The organism is Ruegeria sp. D3 (genome assembly GCF_056534465.1).
The window spans coordinates 1-20,325 of the sequence record NZ_JBQFPK010000028.1; the positions used below are offsets into that span (position 1 = coordinate 1).

20 protein-coding genes are annotated in these 20,325 nt (G+C 51.4%); 16 read left to right on the forward strand and 4 right to left on the reverse strand.

All coding sequences use genetic code 11. The annotated features are described in order from the left end of the window. Positions 1–516 precede the first annotated feature (516 nt). The 7 genes from ACR0DX_RS22260 (at position 517) to ACR0DX_RS22290 (ending at position 5,199) form a co-directional block, all read left to right on the forward strand. On the forward strand, positions 517–861 hold the full coding sequence (locus ACR0DX_RS22260; protein ID WP_170355749.1) for a hypothetical protein: 345 nt from the start codon (positions 517–519) through the stop codon (positions 859–861). Beyond that, positions 861–1,475 carry a hypothetical protein gene (locus ACR0DX_RS22265; protein WP_170527492.1) on the forward strand — a complete coding sequence of 205 codons (615 nt, stop codon included), beginning with the start codon at positions 861–863 and terminating at the stop codon, positions 1,473–1,475. The genes ACR0DX_RS22260 and ACR0DX_RS22265 overlap by 1 nt, the downstream gene beginning before the upstream one ends. A gap of 53 nt (positions 1,476–1,528) precedes the next feature. After that, positions 1,529–1,834 carry a hypothetical protein gene (locus ACR0DX_RS22270; RefSeq protein WP_170774496.1) on the forward strand — a complete coding sequence of 102 codons (306 nt, stop codon included), beginning with the start codon at positions 1,529–1,531 and terminating at the stop codon, positions 1,832–1,834. A 42-nt stretch (positions 1,835–1,876) separates the two neighbouring features. Beyond that, a complete protein-coding gene (locus tag ACR0DX_RS22275; RefSeq protein WP_157054209.1) occupies positions 1,877–2,050 on the forward strand; it encodes a hypothetical protein in 174 nt (57 codons plus the stop codon). 120 nt (positions 2,051–2,170) lie between these two features. Beyond that, positions 2,171–2,815, forward strand: a complete 645-nt coding sequence (locus ACR0DX_RS22280) for a protein-tyrosine phosphatase family protein (RefSeq protein ID WP_480847461.1) — start codon at positions 2,171–2,173, stop codon at positions 2,813–2,815. Positions 2,816–2,834: 19 nt separating this feature from the next. Then, on the forward strand, positions 2,835–4,268 hold the full coding sequence (locus tag ACR0DX_RS22285) for a hypothetical protein (RefSeq protein WP_170774498.1): 1,434 nt from the start codon (positions 2,835–2,837) through the stop codon (positions 4,266–4,268). A gap of 61 nt (positions 4,269–4,329) precedes the next feature. Further along, positions 4,330–5,199, forward strand: a complete 870-nt coding sequence (locus ACR0DX_RS22290; RefSeq protein WP_480847463.1) for a metallophosphoesterase family protein — start codon at positions 4,330–4,332, stop codon at positions 5,197–5,199. On the opposite strand, the gene ACR0DX_RS22295 is transcribed toward ACR0DX_RS22290, so the two are convergent. Next, positions 5,200–5,955 carry a DUF4956 domain-containing protein gene (locus tag ACR0DX_RS22295; protein ID WP_170774502.1) on the reverse strand — a complete coding sequence of 252 codons (756 nt, stop codon included), beginning with the start codon at positions 5,953–5,955 and terminating at the stop codon, positions 5,200–5,202. A 181-nt stretch (positions 5,956–6,136) separates the two neighbouring features. Here ACR0DX_RS22295 and ACR0DX_RS22300 point away from each other — a divergent pair, with 181 nt between their 5' ends. Further along, positions 6,137–7,069, forward strand: a complete 933-nt coding sequence (locus ACR0DX_RS22300) for an SdiA-regulated domain-containing protein (protein WP_170355756.1) — start codon at positions 6,137–6,139, stop codon at positions 7,067–7,069. An 88-nt stretch (positions 7,070–7,157) separates the two neighbouring features. Here ACR0DX_RS22300 and ACR0DX_RS22305 read toward each other — a convergent pair whose 3' ends face one another. Further along, positions 7,158–9,236, reverse strand: coding sequence for an autotransporter family protein (locus tag ACR0DX_RS22305; RefSeq protein WP_480847466.1), 2,079 nt, complete (start codon positions 9,234–9,236; stop codon positions 7,158–7,160). Between the two features lie 406 nt (positions 9,237–9,642). Here ACR0DX_RS22305 and ACR0DX_RS22310 point away from each other — a divergent pair, with 406 nt between their 5' ends. The 4 genes from ACR0DX_RS22310 (at position 9,643) to ACR0DX_RS22325 (ending at position 12,774) form a co-directional block, all read left to right on the forward strand. After that, positions 9,643–9,774: a hypothetical protein gene (locus tag ACR0DX_RS22310; RefSeq protein ID WP_480583582.1), complete on the forward strand. Its 132-nt coding sequence runs from the start codon at positions 9,643–9,645 to the stop codon at positions 9,772–9,774. A gap of 62 nt (positions 9,775–9,836) precedes the next feature. Continuing rightward, the gene (locus tag ACR0DX_RS22315; protein WP_170355757.1) at positions 9,837–11,399 is read left to right on the forward strand and encodes an arylsulfatase; all 1,563 of its coding nucleotides are present in this window, start codon (positions 9,837–9,839) and stop codon (positions 11,397–11,399) included. Between the two features lie 126 nt (positions 11,400–11,525). Further along, on the forward strand, positions 11,526–11,900 hold the full coding sequence (locus tag ACR0DX_RS22320) for a DUF4345 domain-containing protein (protein ID WP_170355758.1): 375 nt from the start codon (positions 11,526–11,528) through the stop codon (positions 11,898–11,900). After that, positions 11,860–12,774, forward strand: coding sequence for a DUF302 domain-containing protein (locus tag ACR0DX_RS22325; protein ID WP_480847469.1), 915 nt, complete (start codon positions 11,860–11,862; stop codon positions 12,772–12,774). Before ACR0DX_RS22320 ends, ACR0DX_RS22325 begins: the two co-directional genes overlap by 41 nt. Positions 12,775–13,118: 344 nt before the next feature. Here ACR0DX_RS22325 and ACR0DX_RS22330 read toward each other — a convergent pair whose 3' ends face one another. Next, the gene (locus tag ACR0DX_RS22330; protein ID WP_170355759.1) at positions 13,119–13,688 is read right to left on the reverse strand and encodes a tyrosine-type recombinase/integrase; all 570 of its coding nucleotides are present in this window, start codon (positions 13,686–13,688) and stop codon (positions 13,119–13,121) included. A gap of 421 nt (positions 13,689–14,109) precedes the next feature. Here ACR0DX_RS22330 and ACR0DX_RS22335 point away from each other — a divergent pair, with 421 nt between their 5' ends. Further along, positions 14,110–14,625 (forward strand): hypothetical protein, encoded by a 516-nt coding sequence (locus ACR0DX_RS22335; protein WP_480847471.1) that lies wholly within the window; start codon positions 14,110–14,112, stop codon positions 14,623–14,625. 497 nt (positions 14,626–15,122) lie between these two features. Here the strand turns inward: ACR0DX_RS22335 and ACR0DX_RS22340 are convergent, their stop codons facing one another. Continuing rightward, on the reverse strand, positions 15,123–15,692 hold the full coding sequence (locus ACR0DX_RS22340) for a TetR/AcrR family transcriptional regulator (protein ID WP_480847474.1): 570 nt from the start codon (positions 15,690–15,692) through the stop codon (positions 15,123–15,125). Positions 15,693–15,753: 61 nt separating this feature from the next. Here ACR0DX_RS22340 and gntH point away from each other — a divergent pair, with 61 nt between their 5' ends. The 3 genes from gntH to ACR0DX_RS22355 are packed head-to-tail and all read left to right on the forward strand — an operon-like array spanning position 15,754 to position 20,107. Next, on the forward strand, positions 15,754–17,010 hold the full coding sequence (gene gntH, locus ACR0DX_RS22345) for a guanitoxin biosynthesis MBL fold metallo-hydrolase GntH (protein WP_170355762.1): 1,257 nt from the start codon (positions 15,754–15,756) through the stop codon (positions 17,008–17,010). 54 nt (positions 17,011–17,064) lie between these two features. Then, on the forward strand, positions 17,065–18,831 hold the full coding sequence (locus tag ACR0DX_RS22350; protein WP_170625468.1) for a hypothetical protein: 1,767 nt from the start codon (positions 17,065–17,067) through the stop codon (positions 18,829–18,831). 46 nt (positions 18,832–18,877) lie between these two features. Continuing rightward, positions 18,878–20,107 (forward strand): HupE/UreJ family protein, encoded by a 1,230-nt coding sequence (locus ACR0DX_RS22355; RefSeq protein ID WP_170355764.1) that lies wholly within the window; start codon positions 18,878–18,880, stop codon positions 20,105–20,107. Positions 20,108–20,325 lie beyond the last annotated feature (218 nt).

Consider the following 20,325-nt stretch of genomic DNA (forward strand, 5'->3'; position numbering starts at 1 on the left):
TTCAAAAGTCGTGGTGCTCTCATCCGCGTTTAGCGAGGCGGGAACACAGGTCACAGTCGGCGTTGGCGAGGATCGTGCTCCTTGGAATTGCGTTGCTTACAGTGATGGCGCGACGGCTGGAATCGAGTTTCTGGGCGACGAAGGCGCATTGTAAGCAGTCTGCTGCGTAGCCGAAATCCGCTGCGCAACACTGGCTTGATCTGCCGAGGCTCGACTTGGTTTGTAGAACCACCATCATCGTATTGGCAATTCTGTACCTGTTGGCATTGATCGCATTTTTGACGGGCACATTTGGCTGGCTGGGACAGGCACGAGACCCCTTGTCCGGGGTGTTCCTTTTGCCGTTGGGACTGCCTTGGATACTTCTAGCGTATTTGGTCTCGGAGTCAGCCAAGCCGTGGTTTGTGGCGATTGCACCGATGCTCAACCTGTTAGCGCTGGTCTTGATTTGTAAATGGTCGCGCAGTTTGCGCCAATAGTGAAGGCGGAACTCTTTCTCAACAAAAGGGGGGAAACATGGGAAAAGTGATCTTGGGTATTGTGATCGGGCTCGTCCTCGGCGTGGTTGGGGCGATGACCTTGGGTGGTGGGGCCGCGGTGGGTGTCGGCGTTGCGACAGGCTTGTCCGCCGGTGTCTGCACCACATTGAAAGGAGCACAAGCTGAGAACCTTAACACCGCCGAGCAAGCGGATCAGATCCTCAACCGCGTAAATTCCGAAATGGCGTCACTGCAAGGAATTGAAACGACGGACGAGATCGTCGGCAGCGCGCAGGCATGCGATGAATTTCTGTCAAAGTTACGAGACGCGCGCTTTGTACGGAACAAAACTCTAAGGATCAGCCAACAGGGAACCATCTGATGAAACTCGTTTTACTCAACCTCCTCACACCCATGTTCGCAATCGCGGGCGCAGCAGCTTTTGCAATGTCAGAAGCCGACGACGCGTGTATCGACCATTTGCGGCAGGTTGGTGGACCAGACGGTCAATCCGGTACGATTGAAAGCTCAGAGTTTTCAGAAGCGGGCACGCTCGTCATGCTACGTGACGCAGGCGGAACGCTTTGGCGCTGCATCGCGTACAAGGATGGAGGCATCGGCGAGATGTCGGTTGTCGAAGCGATGGATGATGGCGGTGGAGCCATGGCAGGCGCCGCCGGTTCTACCGGTAGCCAACGTGTCAAATTCGATGCTGGCTCCACCGGCGCTGAACTAGTTGGTGAACTCGCGCCAGGAGCGTCGCAGCAATATGTTCTCGGTGCCAAAAACGAACAGTTCCTTTATGTCCGCGTTGCTCCGCGAAATGGCTCCTTGGACTACGTTATTCGTAACCCCGATGGTTCTGAACTGTTGGGATTGATATCGGCGGACAAGGAGTATCGAGGGCAGCTTTGGCAATCCGGTGATCATGTTGTGGAGGTTATCAATCGCAGCAACTCTTCTGTCGACTACAACGTAATTTTCGGAATTGAATAGGTGATCGACCAGAAGCCCTTGAACACGTTCCCAAAACAGCCAGGAAAAAACACATGAAAACCAATGTCCTAATGGTGATCGGCGCGGTATGTATTTCTGCACTGGCAGCATGCGATGAGAGTGGCGGATCGGTGGATGCAAGTGCACCAACTGTGGGCAGTTCTAGCGATCTTTCGCCATTTGAAGGGGCAAGAGCGGGCCAAGCTGAAATGGGCATCCAAAGTCTCGGATTTGAACTCATCCGAAGCGAAGGGCTGACCTCGTATTGGTTTAACAAGGATACAGGTGCATGTGCTCAGATCACAACGTCTGAGGGAAGGTACTCAGATATAGCTATGCTGCCATCAGGTGACTGCTGACAAATTTCCATCAATCCCAAATCCAAGAGAAGGAGCTCAAACTTGCAATTCGACCTGGCACACGCGGCGGTCATCGTTGTCGCCTTAATCATCACTAACCTGGCATTGAAATCGGCTGGCGTGATCAACGAAGAAAACAAGCACCAATGGAACTGGAAAGTTGTTCTAGCCTACTTCGTAGTCGTCGTTATCATCAATCTCGTGTGGCCTATTTAAAGTTTCACAGCGGAAAGTTATTTGCCCACTTGATATGGTTGTCATGAACTAGCTTTTCCGAGAGACTATCAGGTCGCAAGAGTTTGAGCATTAAAGGTTGAAGAATAGAAAGGATTTGGCATGCGGTTTTTGGCGTCCCTCATATTCAGTGTTGTTTTCGCAACCGCTGCGAACTCTGACGTGACCAGTCGAAATGGCGGTCCAAGCAACAGTCAAATGCTTTCAAAGGGTGGTGACGGAGGCATTGATGGTGTCGCTTTCTTTCGCCCAGTCTTAAGCGGAGTGTTGTATCGATCCGGCTTCAAGGGCGGCGACAAGGATCGAACTGGCCTAAGTGAAGGTCAACGCGAAACTCTGTGCAGTGAAGGGTTTTCAACCGGGTTTTATGCGGACTTTGGCAAAAACACTGAATACGGTCGCACCAGTTGTGGAAGCGGATCCTTTGACTATCAAAGTGCCAGATCCTCCCGACCCGATGCTGTCATGGCGTCCATACGCGAGGTGATTGAAAACCCTGGAAAAGGCCCTGTCTTGGTGCACTGCATGTGGGGCGTTCATTCTTCGGGGGCATTGTCGGCAATGGCACTCGTTCAGTTTTGTGGTTGGTCGGAAGAAAAGGCCAAGGAATATTGGAATGATGCCCGAAACGGGGCGCCTTGTTCAGGCGGGTGCGACCAGTGGATTGACTCAAAATTTTCCAACTTCAGTGTCGACCCAAAATTGAAGATCTCCAACGAGCAACAGGCAGCGATTTGCCCCAAATGATATTGGGAGGACTATCCAAATGAAGTTCAATCTTCTGGGGTCACTTGCTTTAATTGCACCCACTGTCTTGTGGGCGAACGACGATGTTCTCGGTGAAGCCACGACATTTGATAGTCCCAACGGCGTTACTGAACGCTGTATTCGGATCGAAAAAGTTCCAACGGGCGAGTATAAGAAAAGCGATCTTGAGGAAGAAACGGCCTATTGCGAGATCGATTTCTATGCCTCCGAAATTGCTATTTGCCCAAAAACCTGGAGCACCAGCCCAGGAATGGCAGTCTACGATATTTCGGAAGGACCTTACGTGGGGAACCGTTCTGAATTCGAGAGAAACGCTTGCAAGGAGGGGAAGGCGGCAAAAGATCTGGCTAAGGACAGGGTGGCTAAATTCAAGTCCACCATGAACCAAAAAGGCACCAGTGGAACCTTTTCCACGTCTTCACTGCTTTACTATCATTTCTCCAGATATTTCGACGCAACTGTAAAAGTTCCAGTCGCCGTTTGGCGTAGCATGGACGCCCAGGCGCATTTTTCCGAGGTCGCCGAGCCTGGCCTTGCGATTTCTGGTGGCTCTCATGGCGGGCGCATGAACCACGAAGGCTGGCGGGTCTTCGCAGCTGCGGATGCTGACCCGAACTCATACCAGCCAACCGACGATCTGTTCACCGCAGATCGAACGCAAATATACGGTGTGCTGCTTGATAGCCCTGGGCATCGATACGGCTCGGAAATCAACGGCACCCGTAAATCTGGTTGGGGGAAAGGTCAGAACCGCGATTTTCAGGAAACTCCTGCTTTCTTGGCTTTGCGTTCTTCAAAACCCTTGCCAGAGGCCATTGTAGAGGGCGTCGGAGAAGGTCGAAGAGACCGGATGATCAACAAGGATCTCGGTCCCGATGTCAGCGACCAACAGATGGCATTTTGGATGCAAGAACTTACCGAGATTGTACTCCTCGATTTCATCTTTAGCCAGCAGGACCGCGTAGGAAACATAGACTTCACACCCTATTGGTATTGGGTCGAAGACGGAAAGCTGAAGCATAAGAAAGCCAAGCACCATGAGCCAAACGATGGAGACGTTCCCGACGACGCATTATTGATCCGTCGCAGCAATCTAAACGACAACGATGCTGGTGGGCGTGTCCAATACGCCAACTTCGCGAAATCTACTCAAATGCTGGAGAAAATTCGCCACTTCTCTCCAAGCACGTATCGGCGCTTGATTGCATTGAATAGTGACCTCCAATCCCAAGGCCCAGTCTATGACTGGCTATCGCAAAGCTTTGGGTTGTCAGACAGTCAGATTGCACAAGTTGTCAAAAATACTGCGCTGGCAACGTCCATTCTCCAGAGCAGTTGTTCAAATGGCGATTTGATGTTCGACTTGGATCCTGTCGCATTCTTTTTGAGAAACGGCACCGAGGTAGAGGCTGTGGACTGTTATGTACCGTAGGTGTTCTGCTCTTATTGCGGTGTTCATTTGGACCGCTCTGCTCGCCTGCAAAGCGGCGGCATTGGATGTCATCGTCATATCGGATCTGAATGGAAGCTATGGTTCGGTAAGATACGATGCCCGTGTCGACAAGGCGATTGAGCGCATAATCGAGATTGATCCAGATCTGGTTATTTCGACCGGAGATATGGTTGCGGGACAGCGCATTCCCAACTTGTCCGACAAACAGGTCAGGGAGATGTGGAATGCGTTTCACGTGGCCGTATCAGATCCTCTAGCGGCTGCCGGAATTCCATTTGCGGTCACGCCTGGAAACCATGATGCCTCCGCCTACAGTGGGTTCGAGCGTGAAAGAAAAATATACGCAGAGGAATGGACTCCGAGAAAACCAGACGTCGATTTCCTGGTTTCAAATGACTACCCGTTCTTCTACGCATTTGAGATGCAGGGCATTACGTTTGCGTCTCTGGATGCAACAACCCTAGGACCCCTGTCCGGTGACCAGCAGGACCGCCTACAGGAACTGGGTGCAGACGGAGACCCGATTGTCACTTTCAGTCACCTCCCACTTTGGCCGTTCGCGATCCAGCGCGAACGCGAAATCATCGGTGACCCAACACTTGAAAAAATCTATTTGGAAAGCGGTGTCGTTCTGCATCTGTCAGGCCACCATCATGCCTTCTATCCCGGTTGGAAAGACGGGGTAGCTTACGTCTCTCAAGCTTGTTTGGGGGGTGGCCCGCGACGGCTTATTGGCTCAAAAGCCAGATCACCTCACAGCTTCACTCATGTTACGTTCCAGCCAAACGGAGAGTTTGGGATAGCAGTATATCGAGGGCCTGATTTCGAAAGGTCGGTAAACTTCAAGTCGCTCCCGAAAGAGATCAGATCCCCGAACGCGGTGTTGAAACGTTTAGACCTTGTTAAATGACTAGAGGTTGAGTTTCAGTTCAACTTTTTCAGGAACCAGATCGTTTATCATCTCTTCTATCCGAGCTTCTGAAAGTCCACCCGAGGTGATGAACAGCAATGAAACGCGAGATTTTCCGGGGACGTGGTGTTTTCTGACCAGCTTCCATCCAGCGTCTGCGGCCATAGCTTCAATGGCGCCGCTGACATTCAACGAGTGCTCTTCGTCTGAGGCCTTGAGGGAAATCTCTACACCCTTGTTTCTTCCACCAAGCCAAATGAAACACCAACATACAACCGCCACCAGTGTGGCCATCAGCGGCAAGCCCAAACCGACCGCAAGACCAAGAACAGTCACGATTATCATTTCGACAGTGTCCACCGGATCATCGAGATTGGAGCGGAACCTGAGCAACGCTCCGATTCCAAATATGACAAAACCGATCATTGACCCGTGCTGAACCACCAGGAAACCAACCGCCATGCCGATAAGCGCATACAGGAAGAAAAGCCTTGGCATAACTATGTCGCGGACGCTTCTACGGGCTTTACGTCTCACCGGATGATAGACGATCAAGCCAGCCAGAATGATCGTGACGATCACATCGAGAGTAAAGAAATACAGTTCCTGTTTGCCACGAAACTGCGTCCACCGGCGTTCGATAACGATTTCCGACCCCGAAGCCCCGGCCAGCATCGTCGCAGGGTCGACTTGTGACACCGCAGCACCTGGCAACAGCAGCAACAACACGGTCACAAATGTGAGGGTCGTATTCAACTTGTCTTCCTTCCTGCTCACGCCAAAGGCTTACGCTTAACCAAAGGCACATCGTGCCCTATTCAATTCAATCGCAACAGGCGGGATCAGGTAAAGAGATTACAGTGCATTCTTCGGACATCGTATCCGGACTGTGATACGAACGCTGAACAGGGATGTGGTCCAAGCGCGAGAGAATCCAATGACAGAAAACAGAGTGTTTTCGTCAAAAGCTGAAATTTCACGGTGTTTCTGCAAACTTAGACGACTCGCTTTTGCGGCCAGCTTGGTTGCGGCAGCCTTCTTGCCTTGGACCGATTTTGCCTACGCCGAAAGTGCTGGTTTGGTTCTGGTCGATAAATTTAAGGTGGCAGACAAATCAGAGGGATTTTCGGAGCCTTCCGGTTTGGCAATGTCTAACGCTGAAGGCTTCTTGTGGTCTGTAAGTGATGCCGAACCTAAACTGCACCTACTCGGAGTCGACGGGGTATTAGGAAACTCTTTCAAGTTACCAGCATTGGTAGGATCAGATTTGGAGGGCGTCGCATCACGAAAAGATGGGACTGTTTTAGTACTTCAGGAAACTGATCGATCAATTCTAGTCGTTCACCCGACTGACCCCATTCAACTAACTACAATCCCTCTCACATCTCTCAAAGGCTACTCGGACGCCGCTGAGTTGCTCGTCGGTAATCCTTTGAACAAGGGACCTGAGGGCATCGCCGTCGACCCGGAATCCGGGAGGGTCTTCATTGGCATTGAAGGACAACCAAGGTTGTTAATGGTCGTATCACCAGCGCTAGACGAAATTGTTGAGATCATTCCTTTAGCCCGCGATGCAGGTTTTATCTCCGAGCGTGTAGATGATGATGAACTGGATTTGAGTGGCCTAGCATGGTCCCCGTCCTCACGTTCTCTTTGGATTGTGAGTGACAAAGGCCGTCAAATCTTCGTCTACAATCCAGAGTCCAAGGCCGTAAAGTCTATCAGTTTGACTTTCACAGAAGATGGCAAACAAAAGGAAGTTAAACATCCCGAAGGGATCGCTCTCGATGAGACCAGAGGGCTTCTCTATATCCTGACAGACGATGCCAAGAAATCGCGGCTTTATGTTTTTAATATCCCCAAATTTTGATCGCTAGAGAATGAAGCCCACATCGCCACAATAGCTTCCGCAAGTTATTGCAGCTAGCTTACCACTCCTCTTCGTTGGTCCACCCTAATCAGAACCGAACACTTAAATTCGCGCCTAGGCCATGTTCTTGGCCATTGGAGCGAACAGAATAGCCATATCCTGCCGTTAGTCTTGCCAGATCAGAAATCTGATAGCCCAGTCCAAGCCCAAGAACGAAACCATTGGCGCCTCGGTTTTGTCCGACTTGCGTGAATGTCCCAAATATCGGGCTCGTGACAGTGATTTCGTGTTCACTGTCCTTGTTGGCAAAAAAATCATACTCGTAACGAGCAAAGGCGATTGGGGTTAGCAAACCACTCTGTGTCAAGAAGTCCCGTTGGTAGTCAACTCCAATGGAAGCAACCAGAGACTCTGCGTTCGCTTTTTCAATCGAGTAGTTGAAATCACCACCGCCCGTCTCTGTGCCTGAACCTTGTTGAATACGTCCGTAGTTTAATCCAAAAACCGTAGAAACCCTTGCACCGCTCTCCAGGTTAAACAGCTTCCGTGCCTGGAAACCGGCGTGGATTCCCTCTTGGTCCAAATCCGATTTAGCCTCGCCCCCCGTAAAGCCATCAACAGAAGGGTTGTTCCGCTTGGCATCAGTTTCACCGAACATGTAACCGATCAGTCCGGAGAACTCCCAAGCTCCGGTTGTTGTACGCCCATACACGCCCACATGATAGCTGTCGGTCGAAAAGTCCTGATCGACTTGATCGTGTTCATCCATGGAGGATGTCCCAAATCCTGCGTACACGCCGACCACGCCTCTATCGGTACTTGCAACATCCGCTCCGACCAAAATGGTGCCCAGCGAATAGTCGAATGTGCCAAGGCCGTTACTTCCCTCAACGTCCCCGCTCACATAGGCCGTGTCGATCCACCAGCGCCGATCAGAGCAGTCGATTGCGCCACTCGGGCTCTGGGCCAAGTCGATATCGCCTGCTGCAACGGGTTGATCCGCATTGCTGAAGCCAACCGCTTGATACTTGCGGCAGTCAGCATGGCTCAGCACAGTGTTGGTTATCAGGTCAAGTTGCTCAAGCCCAACGGTCAAATTGGAGGAATAGGGTTCTGCGTGCACACGATTAAACCCAGCCAAACCTGAATTGGTAAGCGTGTTAACGGTATTACCCAGGGTTGAGCCATTGGTCAGATTAGTTCCAGGTGACGTGTTTGTGGTGCTAGCCACCGCACCAGCAAGGTTGCTTGCATTGGGAGATCCAACAACTGATGGGTGTTGTGGTAAACTCGAGACGGGGAGGGTCGAAAACGCTATGTCGATTCTACCGTCCGCGGTTGGCGTGTTTGAGATACTCAGACTGGATAGGGCGGGCAGAGATCCTCCGGCAACAAGAGTTGGGGAGTTTCCATCGAAACGCGAGGCTTGAAAAACCGTGTAGTCGTTGCCAGCAGCATAGTCCTGCGCAGTCAGGCCGGGACGAGCGGCTTCGACTTGTATAGTGGCGCGGTTAATCCCTGTAACGGGCCCGCTGGATGACACCAAATCGGCTTTCTGACCGGCCGTCGGATCGACTTCACTTAAGATCCTTGACCCAGTTTCAAATGCGATACCGCCACTATTGTTAAGCGTACCAATTGAAAAGCCCGGCGAAAGCACCCCTCCGTTCTTAACTGTGAAGTTGAATGCGTTCACGGTTCCCGTTCCGGCCAGCGTGCCAAAATTCTCAAAGTTTACGGTGTTCAAACTGCTTGCCGCATCAAGCCGAACAGTCGTGCCTGCCGCAATCGCCATGTCACTGGTTGAAGAAATCGAACTATTCGTCAGCGTGAAATCAGAAGCCTCAGCAACCCGAGTTTGGATATAGTACGCCCCGAAAACGACTTCGGTCGCCCCCATAACAGTCAGGTTGTCGTAGGTTAACGGTCGGTCTGACTGGAAGTAAACTTCAGTGGGGTCGATATTCGCGCCGTTGAAGGGAGCGAACGTCATTGATCTGCCGGAACCAATCGAAGTTCCAATGAGGTTCACTCTCAGCTTCCCGTTGATGTTTGTAGCCAAGGCCTCACGAGAAACAAAGTCTCCGCTACCTGCCGCAACATCAACGTTTAAGAGAGTTAACACTGAAGCATTAGTTGGAACGGTATTTTGGCCGGGAACATACAACTCAACTTCACCTGAGGACGTAATTGAGGAGTTTCCAATTGTAAGTCCTGTTATGGGTCCGTTTGGGATCGGCAGACACGTGCGTTCCGTCGTTGAAATTGTTTGATTAACGCGAGTGCTTTCAGATCCGGATGAATATTCTATCCGAGGAGAGCCCAATTCAACGCAACCCTGTGCGCTTTGGGCCTGTGCGCTGGCGGATAGTATCAAACAAGTTGAGATCGCTGAGCTGAAGCCCACCAAAATCTTGCACCGTGAAACTCGGCTTAGACTTACAGCGCTACAAATTGACACGTGCTTGGTCCCCGTATGAGTCAAATGGGTCGAATCCACCTTAAAGCTCAATGAGAACAATTAAGAAATTTTGTTCTTGTGGAAAATTTTCTGTGGCAATTGAGCAATTCCAATGAACGAGAAGGACTGCATCGGACTTCGCGCGGCCGATACCAATTTTTGTTTAGGTGGCTGCATTGCAGACTTTGCGGCCGAAGAAATTTCTTACGCTTCAGATGATGAACCTGAAGAATTAACAGATTAGACTATTCTTCCAAGCCGATTTTTTCCTATCGTTGGTGAGAAATAGCGTGTCGGGAGGTCTAAATGAACAAGCTTGTCTCAGTAGCGGGCGCGGTCTGCTTTGCTTTCACTGGAGCTTGGGCCGACGATCATTCCCCGCCCAACATTCTTGTCATCATGGCAGACGACGTAGGTTGGGCGAGCGTCGGCGTTTACCACGGGGGCGTCAAAAGCATTGAGACGCCGAACTTGGATCGCCTCTCGTCTGAGGGTGCTCGTCTCACAGATTATTATGCCGAGCCAAGTTGTACTGCAGGTCGATCAGCTTTCATGACTGGACAATTGCCCATTAGGACTGGGATGCACACTGTAGGGCTTCCTGGCGATCCGATAGGTTTAAACCCAGATGACCCAACGCTTCCGATGTTCTTGAAGAAGTTGGGGTACACGACGGGGCAATTCGGTAAAAACCACTTGGGCGATCTCAACGAATTCCTGCCGACTACAAAAGGTTTCGACGAGTATTGGGGCTGGCTGTATCACTTGAATGCTATGGAATATACCTCTGATCCGGATTGGCCAGACGACCCAGAATTCAACGCGCAATTCGCGCCTCGCAACATCATTCATTCGTTCGCAACAGACGAAGAGGACGAAACGGTCGATCCGCGTTTTGGAAAAGTCGGGAAGCAGCGCATCATTGATGACGGGCCTGCGCCTCCGGAGCGTCAAAAGACTTTAGACGACGAAGTGACATCTTACACCAAAGACTTCATTTCTCGAGCAGTGGAGTCGGATACCCCCTTCTTTGTTTGGATGGCGCCAGCCCGAGCACATGTTTGGACCCACCTTAGCCCAGAATACGAAGCTATGTTGGGCAATGGGCGCGGACTTCAGGATGTTGTCATGAAGGAGTTGGACAACAACATTGGTAACGTTCTCAGCCACCTTGAGGATCTGGGAGTCGCCGATAATACCATAGTGATGTTCACCGCCGACAATGGTCCAGAAACACTGACGTGGCCCGATGGTGGTACGACACCGTTTCATGGGGAAAAGGGTACTACGTGGGAAGGTGGCTTCAGGGTTCCTGCGATTATTCGCTGGCCGGGCAAAATTCCTGAAGGACAAGTCTTGAACGGTATCTTCAGCGGAATGGACTGGATGCCAACCTTTGTCGCCGCGGCGGGAGGCCCCTCAGACCTAAGAGAAAAACTCTTGGAGGGTTATGAAGGGTACAAAGTACACCTCGATGGCTACAACCAACTATCTTATCTGACCGGTGAGGATGAAGAGAGTAGCCGCCGCGAGCTAATCTACTATCAGGGTACGGATCTCCAGGCAGTACGTTACAACGATTGGAAGGCGCACTTTGTCGTTCAAAACCACGGCTGGTCAGGCCCGAAGGAAGAGTTGGTCGCCCCGCTGCTTTTCAACCTTCGCCGCGATCCTTACGAGAAAGCTGCGGAGGAAAGCGGGATGTACGTCCGCTGGATGGGAGAGAAAATGTGGGCATTCGGCCCAGCCGCCCGATTAGTGCAGGCACATCTCGCTACCTTCGAGGAGTTTCCTCCGCGGGGGAAGCCGGTAGCCAATCAAGACCATGTTGAAGAACAGACATCAACCGAAGGCGGCATCTCTCAGTAGAAGAAGCGAGGCAAATAATACGCTTTTCTGACAGTGGGGTAGGCATCCGGCTCGGATCATCGGATGCCCCAAAAACCGACTAGGAATTTCGCAACAAAGCGAAACCTCTAGAAGAAGGAGTCCTCCATGAGTGCTAGATTAGTCCTTTTGCTTGCTGCCATCGGGCTCGTGCCAATTGCGTTATCATACGGTCTGATGCCAGGCAGTTCGATCCCAGTTTTGCTAGGATTTCCGGTGGAAGGGACGAACCAAACCCACGTGTTCCGAGCGATTATGGGTCTTTACCTGGCAAACGCGTTGTTTTGGTTGGCGGCCGCTTCGAAACCAGAATTACAACGCCCCGCGCTGTGGGTTCTATTTTTGTTTATGTCGGGACTGGCCGTTGGACGCATTCTAAGCATTCTTATCGATGGAGTTCCGAACGGGTTACTTCTCTTTTATCTTGCAGCCGAGATAGCTTTTGCAGCTCTGGCGGCGGTTTCTCTTAAAAAAGTACGATGAAACAGGAAGTGGTAAAATGCTGAGGTTTTTCTTTGTTCTCTCGTTGGTTGCGACTTCATCTGTGTCAACATCCGCTCAGGCACAATCGTCATCCGTCCAGACTGCGGTGGACGAAAACTTCTTAGCGCTTGAGACTGTCGTTGCCGAAGCGGGAGTTACTCCAATCGCATCGATAGATCACGCGCGACTGGCCAAAGCCGAAGGCGTAGAAATGCCAGCGTCTCGTGTACTCATTTTCTCTGATCCTGAGATAAACACGCCAATTCTGGAAGAGACCGTGCGAGCAGGTCTGGACCTTCCTTTTCGCGTACTTTCCTTCGATCAGGATGGGCGTCCACAGATCGCCTACACAGACCCTCAGTTTCTTAAAGTCCGGCATGGGCTCACTAACGCCTCTTCGTTGCGTGCATTCCAGAGCAAGATGCTCGAAGTTCTAAGCGGCTTGGATGTAACACCAGCGCCGACCAACGGGTTGTTTGCAGACTATGGGGTCATCGAACTGCGATCACAGCTCAGCGTACCAGAGGCAGTCGAACGTCTCAGGACAGTTGTGATGGGGCAGGACGATACAGTTTGGTTTGGGGAGATCGATTATGCGTCCGAAGCATCCCAACTGGGGGTGGAACTACCGGATACAGTTCTCTTATTATTTGGCGGGCCAGCACCCGGTGGCGTGGCTATGGCGGGCTTTCCGGCAATTGGTTTGGATGCCTTTTGCCAAAAACTACTGGTTTACGCGAATGAAGAAGGCGGCTCCGTAGTCATTTTCAATGACATCGCTGCCTTGGCGGAGTTGCACTACGGTTCCTCCGCCGAACCTCATCACGGTTTGAACAAACGGCTGATCGCAACGTTTCGCAAGGCAATTGAGTAGCCGCTGTTGGGAAAACGCAATAGCTATTGGCCAACTTTTCGGAGTCTGCTTTGAGTTCAAAGCTACCACCTGAAGCTTTTAACCAGATGCCCAATACTCAGCGCAATGTGCCTTGATATCTCTGGTAACTCATTTGAACATTGGTATACCTTGGAAAAATTTACATTAAAACACTGATAATAAACCAAGTAATACTGACTTTTAATCAGTGGGTCGCAGGTTCGAATCCTGCACGGCTCACCACTTTTTTCAAATAAAACAAATACTTAACCACTTCAGCACGTTCCCGAAGAGTATAGTGAGTACATACTGTTCCAAAAAACGTGCTGAGTGAATTCGTTGGGTCAGTCTGAGTTTAGGTACTCCCGTGCTTTTGCCGCCACTGGCCGGTTGGCATACTTTGCGTATTTCTGAGTTTGCTGGACGGTTGCGTGACCTAGAAGGTGTGAAACTTCCTCCAACTTCATACCTTTTTTCAACATGCGAGTGGCATATGTGTCGCGGCAGGAATGGATTGTAGCCTTGCCTTTCTCATTTAGCACCCTGTGAGTAGACGGGCACATAACCCGAATTGCCTCTCTAAGGTTTTTTACGGCCCGATCCATTGAGGTGAAAGGTCTATCCTGCTCTTGAATACGCGAGAGCATTTCGGCAACGCGGTCACTAATGGGAACGAAAACCGACTTACCAGTTTTGAAGTTGTAGTTGTCGATCTCCTTCTCATTGAGATCAATGTCGGGCCACTCTATGGCTAGAGCTTCGCCGAGAGCTTCACTGAGCGCCTCTCTACGGGCAACAGAGGAGACTTGTTCTGAGTAAATTTTCTCGCATCCAACTTCCGAGAGTGTCTTCTGTTGGGCTTCCATTCCTGCTTGTTGTTCTAGTGTAGATGTTCTTGCGTATCCGATAATCATGCTGATGGTGTCCTTTAGGTTCCTAGACGTTGAGGCAATTGCTCGCCAAAAGCCGAGATCGACTTCATTGCCACCATTTCCGCCACCCTCAGCAGATGGACATTGGACCTTGCCCATATGGAGGACGCAGTGGAAAGGGGGTGAACCCTGATTGCCTCACTCGACTTTGATCCACGTCAATCACATGCGAAATTCGGCATGTTAGCTAGAACCTACTTGGCTCGAGGTGCCCGTAGTAGCTGATCGCCCAATCAGAATACTGGCGGGTTGGCGGTTTAACTCGCCATCCATTCAGTATCAGAGCAGAGCGATTGATAGCCATTTCCAGAGTTTCTGTCCTCGGCCAAAAGGGAGGATTTGGAGAATGCTTAGAAGGCCGTTCAACTTAATACTTGTAGCGTCATTACTCTTTGGATGCCAAATGACTGAACCTGTTGTTTCGGCAGACTCCAGCACATTCAGCGTCACGTCCGTTAAAGTCGCTCTGGCAGACCCGGTATCAATCGACAAGCGATTGGCTCGTTGGGATATCGGAGTTACAAGTGAGCGTTTCGTAGAGGACGTACGCCTGGCTACGAGCCAAGCCTTGAGGTCACCGCCGGAAGGCGGAGGTCGGCCGGTCGCTGTGAAGCTCACATTGATTGACCTGTCATTAGACAGCACAATTCCCGGCCTTCTGCAAAGTCCGCTAATCACGCCTTACCCTTACAGCCGGATCGTCGCGGAGGTTCAGGTGCATGACGCACAGTCTGGTGAATTGTTGATCCGGCGGAACTTTCTTGGAGATGACAATCCCGGCGAGCACACCTTCGGTAGCACGGTGCGCTCCAGTTTCAGTGGAGGAAAGTCTCTTCCTGAAGCTTATCAGGACGTGGTGAATGGTTTCGCCGAGGATTTGGTTCGCCAGTTCAAAGTGGGGTTCGATAAGACGACCTGACGTGTTCCCTAATGCCTCTCCCTGAAAGAAGGTTTAGCCGAAGCACCGGCCTGGCTTCGAGACAAAGCGCGGGGCACAGAACGCTTTGGGTTGGTCGCCTCTTCAGGCGGGTACCTATGCCGGATTAACGGCGGCTCAGCGGTGTCAAGGGAACCTTGAAGCCTGAAGAGCCGAAGCATGCCTACTTCCGATTTTTCTTTGCACCGCAAGACGTTCCAAAACTCATACGTTTATGGTTCAGGTGAAAACTACTCAGTTTAAAACACCACCAGAAAGCCGACATTGGCGCAGCCGCAGCAAAAGTCCGGAAAGTCCGCAGAGCGGCTATTTGGAGAAAATCGATCTATGTCCGAATTGCGGACGAAGCGGACCTTGATAGTCACAGACTGAACGTCGGCTTCTGGCATTGTTGCGTGTACTGTTTCTACAGGGCAATTAAAACCGGCGGTCCGTTTCGAGCAAACTTACAGTGACGGGCAACTTTCTTTTTCTATCTTCTACTTTCCGACAAGAATTGCATGTTCCCGCTCAATAACCTTTTCCCAATCGCCTTGCGCTTTCAGACCGGTCGAAGAGTCTCCCATTAGCGAAGTAACCATCAATCTTCCGCGCGTTTTTGCTTCTTCTTTCGAAAACCCGGCCTGTTCAAACATCCAGGCGGCGAATTGGAACCGTTTGCCGATGGTTCTTTGATACGCCTCTCTTACTTTCTCATCGGTATTCGCCCACACTGAGACAGCGTGATCTGGCAAGGCGGCGTCTTCTTTTATGACCTTTTTCATAAGAAGAAGAATGCGGTCTTCCGGGGGACCGCCAAATGTCTTTGCCTTTGCGATCACTTTGTCAGTCAGTTCCTGCTCCCAATATCTGAGAACCTCATCCAAAAGCTCTCGGACGTTCTTGAAATGCCAGTAAAAGCTACCGCTTGTCAGGTTCAGTCGCTTTGCCATTGGCACGACTTTTATCGCGGAAACGCCACCCTCGTTGAGGACTTTGTAGGCCAGCAATGTCCAGTCTTCCTTGGTCGCGGCGTTTTTGGGTGAGGCTCGGGTGGCAGTTTCTGACATTCAGATTATAGCATTCATTATTTGACATAGAGTAGTCTATGGCCATACCGTAGAGAAGTCTATGGGCAACTGGGAGTTCACGACATCGTGCTCTCAGAAACGCCATGCAGAAATGGGGGGATCAATGAAAAGCATTATGAATTCCACGACTGGCGCATTATTGGCTTTGGGTTTGTCGTTGGCTGGCACCGCTTCAGCGCAAAATGCGCTGCCGACTGGTCGAACTGCTTCTGCAATAGAAAATGGTGTTTATCCAGCGTCATACTTTCCCAACACTGAAATCCTTGGCACGGATGAAATGCGTATCACGGCATTGGGGACGGGTATGCCAAACCAAACCAAGGCGGCCGTCTCGATTTCGTTTTATGTGGAACTTGGGAATGGGGACGTTTTTCTTTTTGACGTAGGAACTGGCGCAACGGGAAACCTGTTCTCGCTGCGACCGGACTTCGCAAAGATCGACAAGGTCTTCTTCAGCCATTTGCATGTTGATCACGTTGGAGACTTCATGGGCCTCCACGTTGGAGGTTGGCTTTCGGGCAGATATACACCGCTCCGCATCTTCGGCCCGTCCGGATCAGAAGATGAACTGGGCACTAAAGCCTATGTTGATGGCATGTCCAAAGCTTACGCCTGGGACTTGGCCACGCGAACGGGCGCGCTGCCCGATGACGGCGCCAAGCTTGAAGTCACTGAATTCGATTACATGCAGGAAAACGAGATCGTCTATCAGGAGAACGACGTCACGATCCGGTCTTGGCCTGCGATCCACAGTCTAGATGGCTCGGTAAGTTATTCTCTGGAATGGAATGGGCTGAAATACGTCTTTGGTGGCGATACATACCCTAACAAATGGTATGTAGAATATGCCAAAGGGGCGGACCTCGCTTCTCACGAGGCGTTTCTACCACCGGATGCGCTAGCCCCTTATTTTGGCTGGGACATGAAACAGGCGACTTATGTAGCTACGCGCGTTCACACGGAACCTGCGGCTTTCGGTAAAGTTATGTCCGCTGTCGAGCCACGAATGGCCCTAGGGTATCACTCTGTTCTTTCGCCCGAAAACTATCAGGCAATCCTGGAAGGTGTCCGTTCGACATACGATGGACCGCTCACGCTGGCGCGAGATCTACAGGTGATAAACGTAACTAAAGATCAGATCGTTGTTCGGGAAGCGAGTGTTGACGAATATGCTCTACCACCAGCTGTCAGCGACGAATACATCAATGCACCGCGTTCAAAAGAAAAAGAGCCTTCTGAAAAGGTTCAAGCCGGCAAATGGGATGGTTACACGCCACCGCCAATGCCGGAAAACTAAAGTTCAGGGGTGAACAAAATTCCAATTTGGCGGTATCTGTGCCGATTATTCCTGATGCTGAGCGTGATGGTCTCAAGTGCACTGGCCGTTTCAGCAGATGTCGGTTTGACAAACGGTTCGGAAGTCGCACCCAATGTTGCTGTCCTTCATGTCAAAGATGATGGGGTTTACGTCGACCTTGAGGTCTATGTCGAAGATATTCCGTTCTTTGCGGATATGCTTCCAATCGGTTTGTCATCCGGTTTCGTCGAGGGTGGGCCGGAGGTTGAACAAGAGTCCGATCAAGGTTCTGCCCAAGCCAAAAGTCGGGCGCTGTCTATTGTTGCAAGGGACGGACAGGCCCTACACGCTGAAATCAGAAAGTTAGAATACCGAACGCGCATAGACCGGGCCTCACCGCTTGCAGGTCAGCGCGATCCATTCTCGGGCAAAACTGTTCCCAGCCCGCCAAAAGATCCGCGTGTTCTGTTCGTCGAAGTGTTCTTTCCGTTTCAAAATTCACTTCCCGAAGAGCTGACTATAATGCCTCCATTGCGGGATGGCGAACCTCTGGTGACAATCGGGATGCAGGTTTTTGACCGAGAGGTTCCGGTCACGGATTTCCGCTTCTTGTCAAAGCCGGCAGAGTTAAAGATTCACTGGCCTGACCCCTGGGAAACCCGATTTTCCGCAGCAAGTCTGAATCGAAAAGCGCAGGACGGGACTTCAACCTTTCTTTATATCGAACCCCGAGAAGTTCGACACGAGACGCTGATCCGCCTGCGTGAACTGGCGCCTTGGATTGGTGAAAGCACGGAAGTGGGACAAACACTTTCGCCACAGCGCAGTGCCTTGATCGTAAACCAGGCGGCGTCCTTCCTGGCTTCACGTAACCCGGTGACAATTGACGGCAAATCAGTGCAACCGTCAAACGCAACCGCAAAGCTCCTCGAACTAACATCGCAGGGATTTCAGGTTGTCGAGCCTGGAAAGGAAGTGTCCGTGAACAATGCGTTCATCGGAGCTATTCTGTCTTTCTCATCGGCAGAAATTCCCGAACAGGTGACAGTAACATGGGATATGTTTGACGAGGAAATTACCCGCGTCGCGACCATTTCAAACGATATCGCCGGGCCGTTCTTTGGGGCTGTGACACCAGCGGATCCACAGTTCCACTGGCGGAACCACTTGCTCCAATACGAAAAAGCATCTGTTATTCAGGTTCCAGTTGAGCGGCAGACGCAGCAGTACCCGGCAGTCGCTTTGATCACTGGGATTGTCGGTGCCGTCTCACTTGGTTTTTTCCTATTGTGCAGAGGCAGAGTTGCAAAGCACGCCAGTTGCGTAACCATGATTGTCGCGGCTTCAGCAACCATCGCGTTTTCGGGATATTTGCCAGAATTACCTTGGAAGAAACCTACCCCCCCTGAGCCACAGGTTGCGGAAGATATACTGCGCTCGATGGTCGAAAACTTGAACACGGTGACCCTGGAAACTTCGTCGGCAGCAAGAAAGGCAGAGCTGGCCCACATTGTAACGGCAGCGTCTCTGGGCGACATCGCAACAGAGGTGGAACGCGGGCTCGTGATCCGAACGCCAGGAGGGAGTCTCGCCGCAGTTACCGATATTAGAGACCTTAAATTAGAGCGCGTTGACCCTACCCTCAAACCGGGCGGGTTCAGCACTCTGGCCAAATGGACAGTGAAAGCCAAGGGTGGTCATTGGGGGCACGCCCACATACGCGCCGTTACGTTCCGAGTGCTGGCCGAGGTTACACCTGATTCAGGGCAATGGAAGCTGGATGGATTAACTGTAATCGAGGCTCGCGATCCAAATGCATAAGTGTTCAAGACCAAAGGTTTTTGCTTTCGGCGCTCTGTTTGTCGGTGTGTTTTTGTCACTGACTCTGTCAGCCTCGGCGCATTTTTTACTTAACCTCAACGTTCGAATTTCGCATGTCGAGCATTTCGAAGACGGTCTGCGTATCTACATCCGCACGCCCATGCCTTATCTGGTTGCAGACAAGGTCGGTGATCAGGATGGTGATGCCTTACCAGAAGCTGCACCATTCACGACCAATGCCAAGAGCGACGGTCAAATAGTCCACTTTGTCGACTTGCAGGCTGTTGTGAGCGATCCCAATGGTTTGGGGCAATTCGCTGAAGGTGGGTTGCATCTGTTAGTCGACAGTCAGCGCTTAAGAGGAACAGTTGAGTCCGTTCGCTTGCATCGAGTTGGAAATGAGCCCGGATTTGCAACTTTGGCCGAAGCTCAACAGGCCGTGGACACCGAAACGGCCTTAACGCCGCCGCTTTTTGTTGGTGACACAATTGTCGATCTCGTCCTGCATTATGACACTGACGGCCCGGTCCAATCGTACAGCATTTCTAACGTGCTAGACCCCGGCTTGCCGGATCAAGACCAAACGGCCAACCTAATTCTCGACTACGCGTCCGAGACACCACAGATTTTCCGGTCTCGGGGCCTGATGACCGAACCTGTGGAGGTTCAGCAAGAAGGCTACGGAGGATTCCTGAGTTTTGTCTGGGAAGGCATACGGCATATCCTCGAAGGGTTGGATCATGTTCTGTTTGTTGTGTGCCTGGTCATTGGGGCGCAAACTCTCCGGGCGCTACTACTGCGTGCAACCGGTTTTACCGTGGGGCATAGCGTAACGCTGTCGCTGGGATTTTTTGGGTTTGTGCCATCGGGCGCTTGGTTTGTTCCTGCCGTTGAAACCGGGATCGCGCTTTCTATCATTTTTGCAGCCGCAGCGGCGTTTATGACTTCCAAGGACAACGCGCGTTCTGAGTTCACGATGGTGCTTCTGACAACGCTGATTGGTCTCTTGCATGGGCTTGGGTTTAGCTTTGTGTTGCACAAGATCTTGCAGGTCACCTCCCCAAACATCTGGCAAAGCCTATTTGCCTTCAATCTTGGCGTCGAGCTTGGCCAAGTCGCCATTATTCTTGCGCTCTGGCCTGCCTTGATAATGTGTCGACGCGTGAACTCCAGCTTGTGGATGTACCTACGTGTGGGCTTGGCCGGTGGATGTGCGGCTATCGCTTGCTTTTGGACCTTTCAGCGAGTTGCCGAGGTTTATTCCTCGTTGGCTTAAGGTCATTGCGATGGCGCGTGCCGTGATGGTCGCCTGGGAGAAAAGCGGACATTCGGCTGTTCCGCAGCATAAGACAGATTGGGGGCTCGAAGCGGACCTTCGCTGCGACTTAAATGAGTGTCTGCTCTGCGGACGAAGCGGTCGCCAGAGTGTCCTGGGATAAGGAGCTGAATCATCCAAGCTCAACTGCAAAACTACTCAGTATTTCTCCGCTTTTG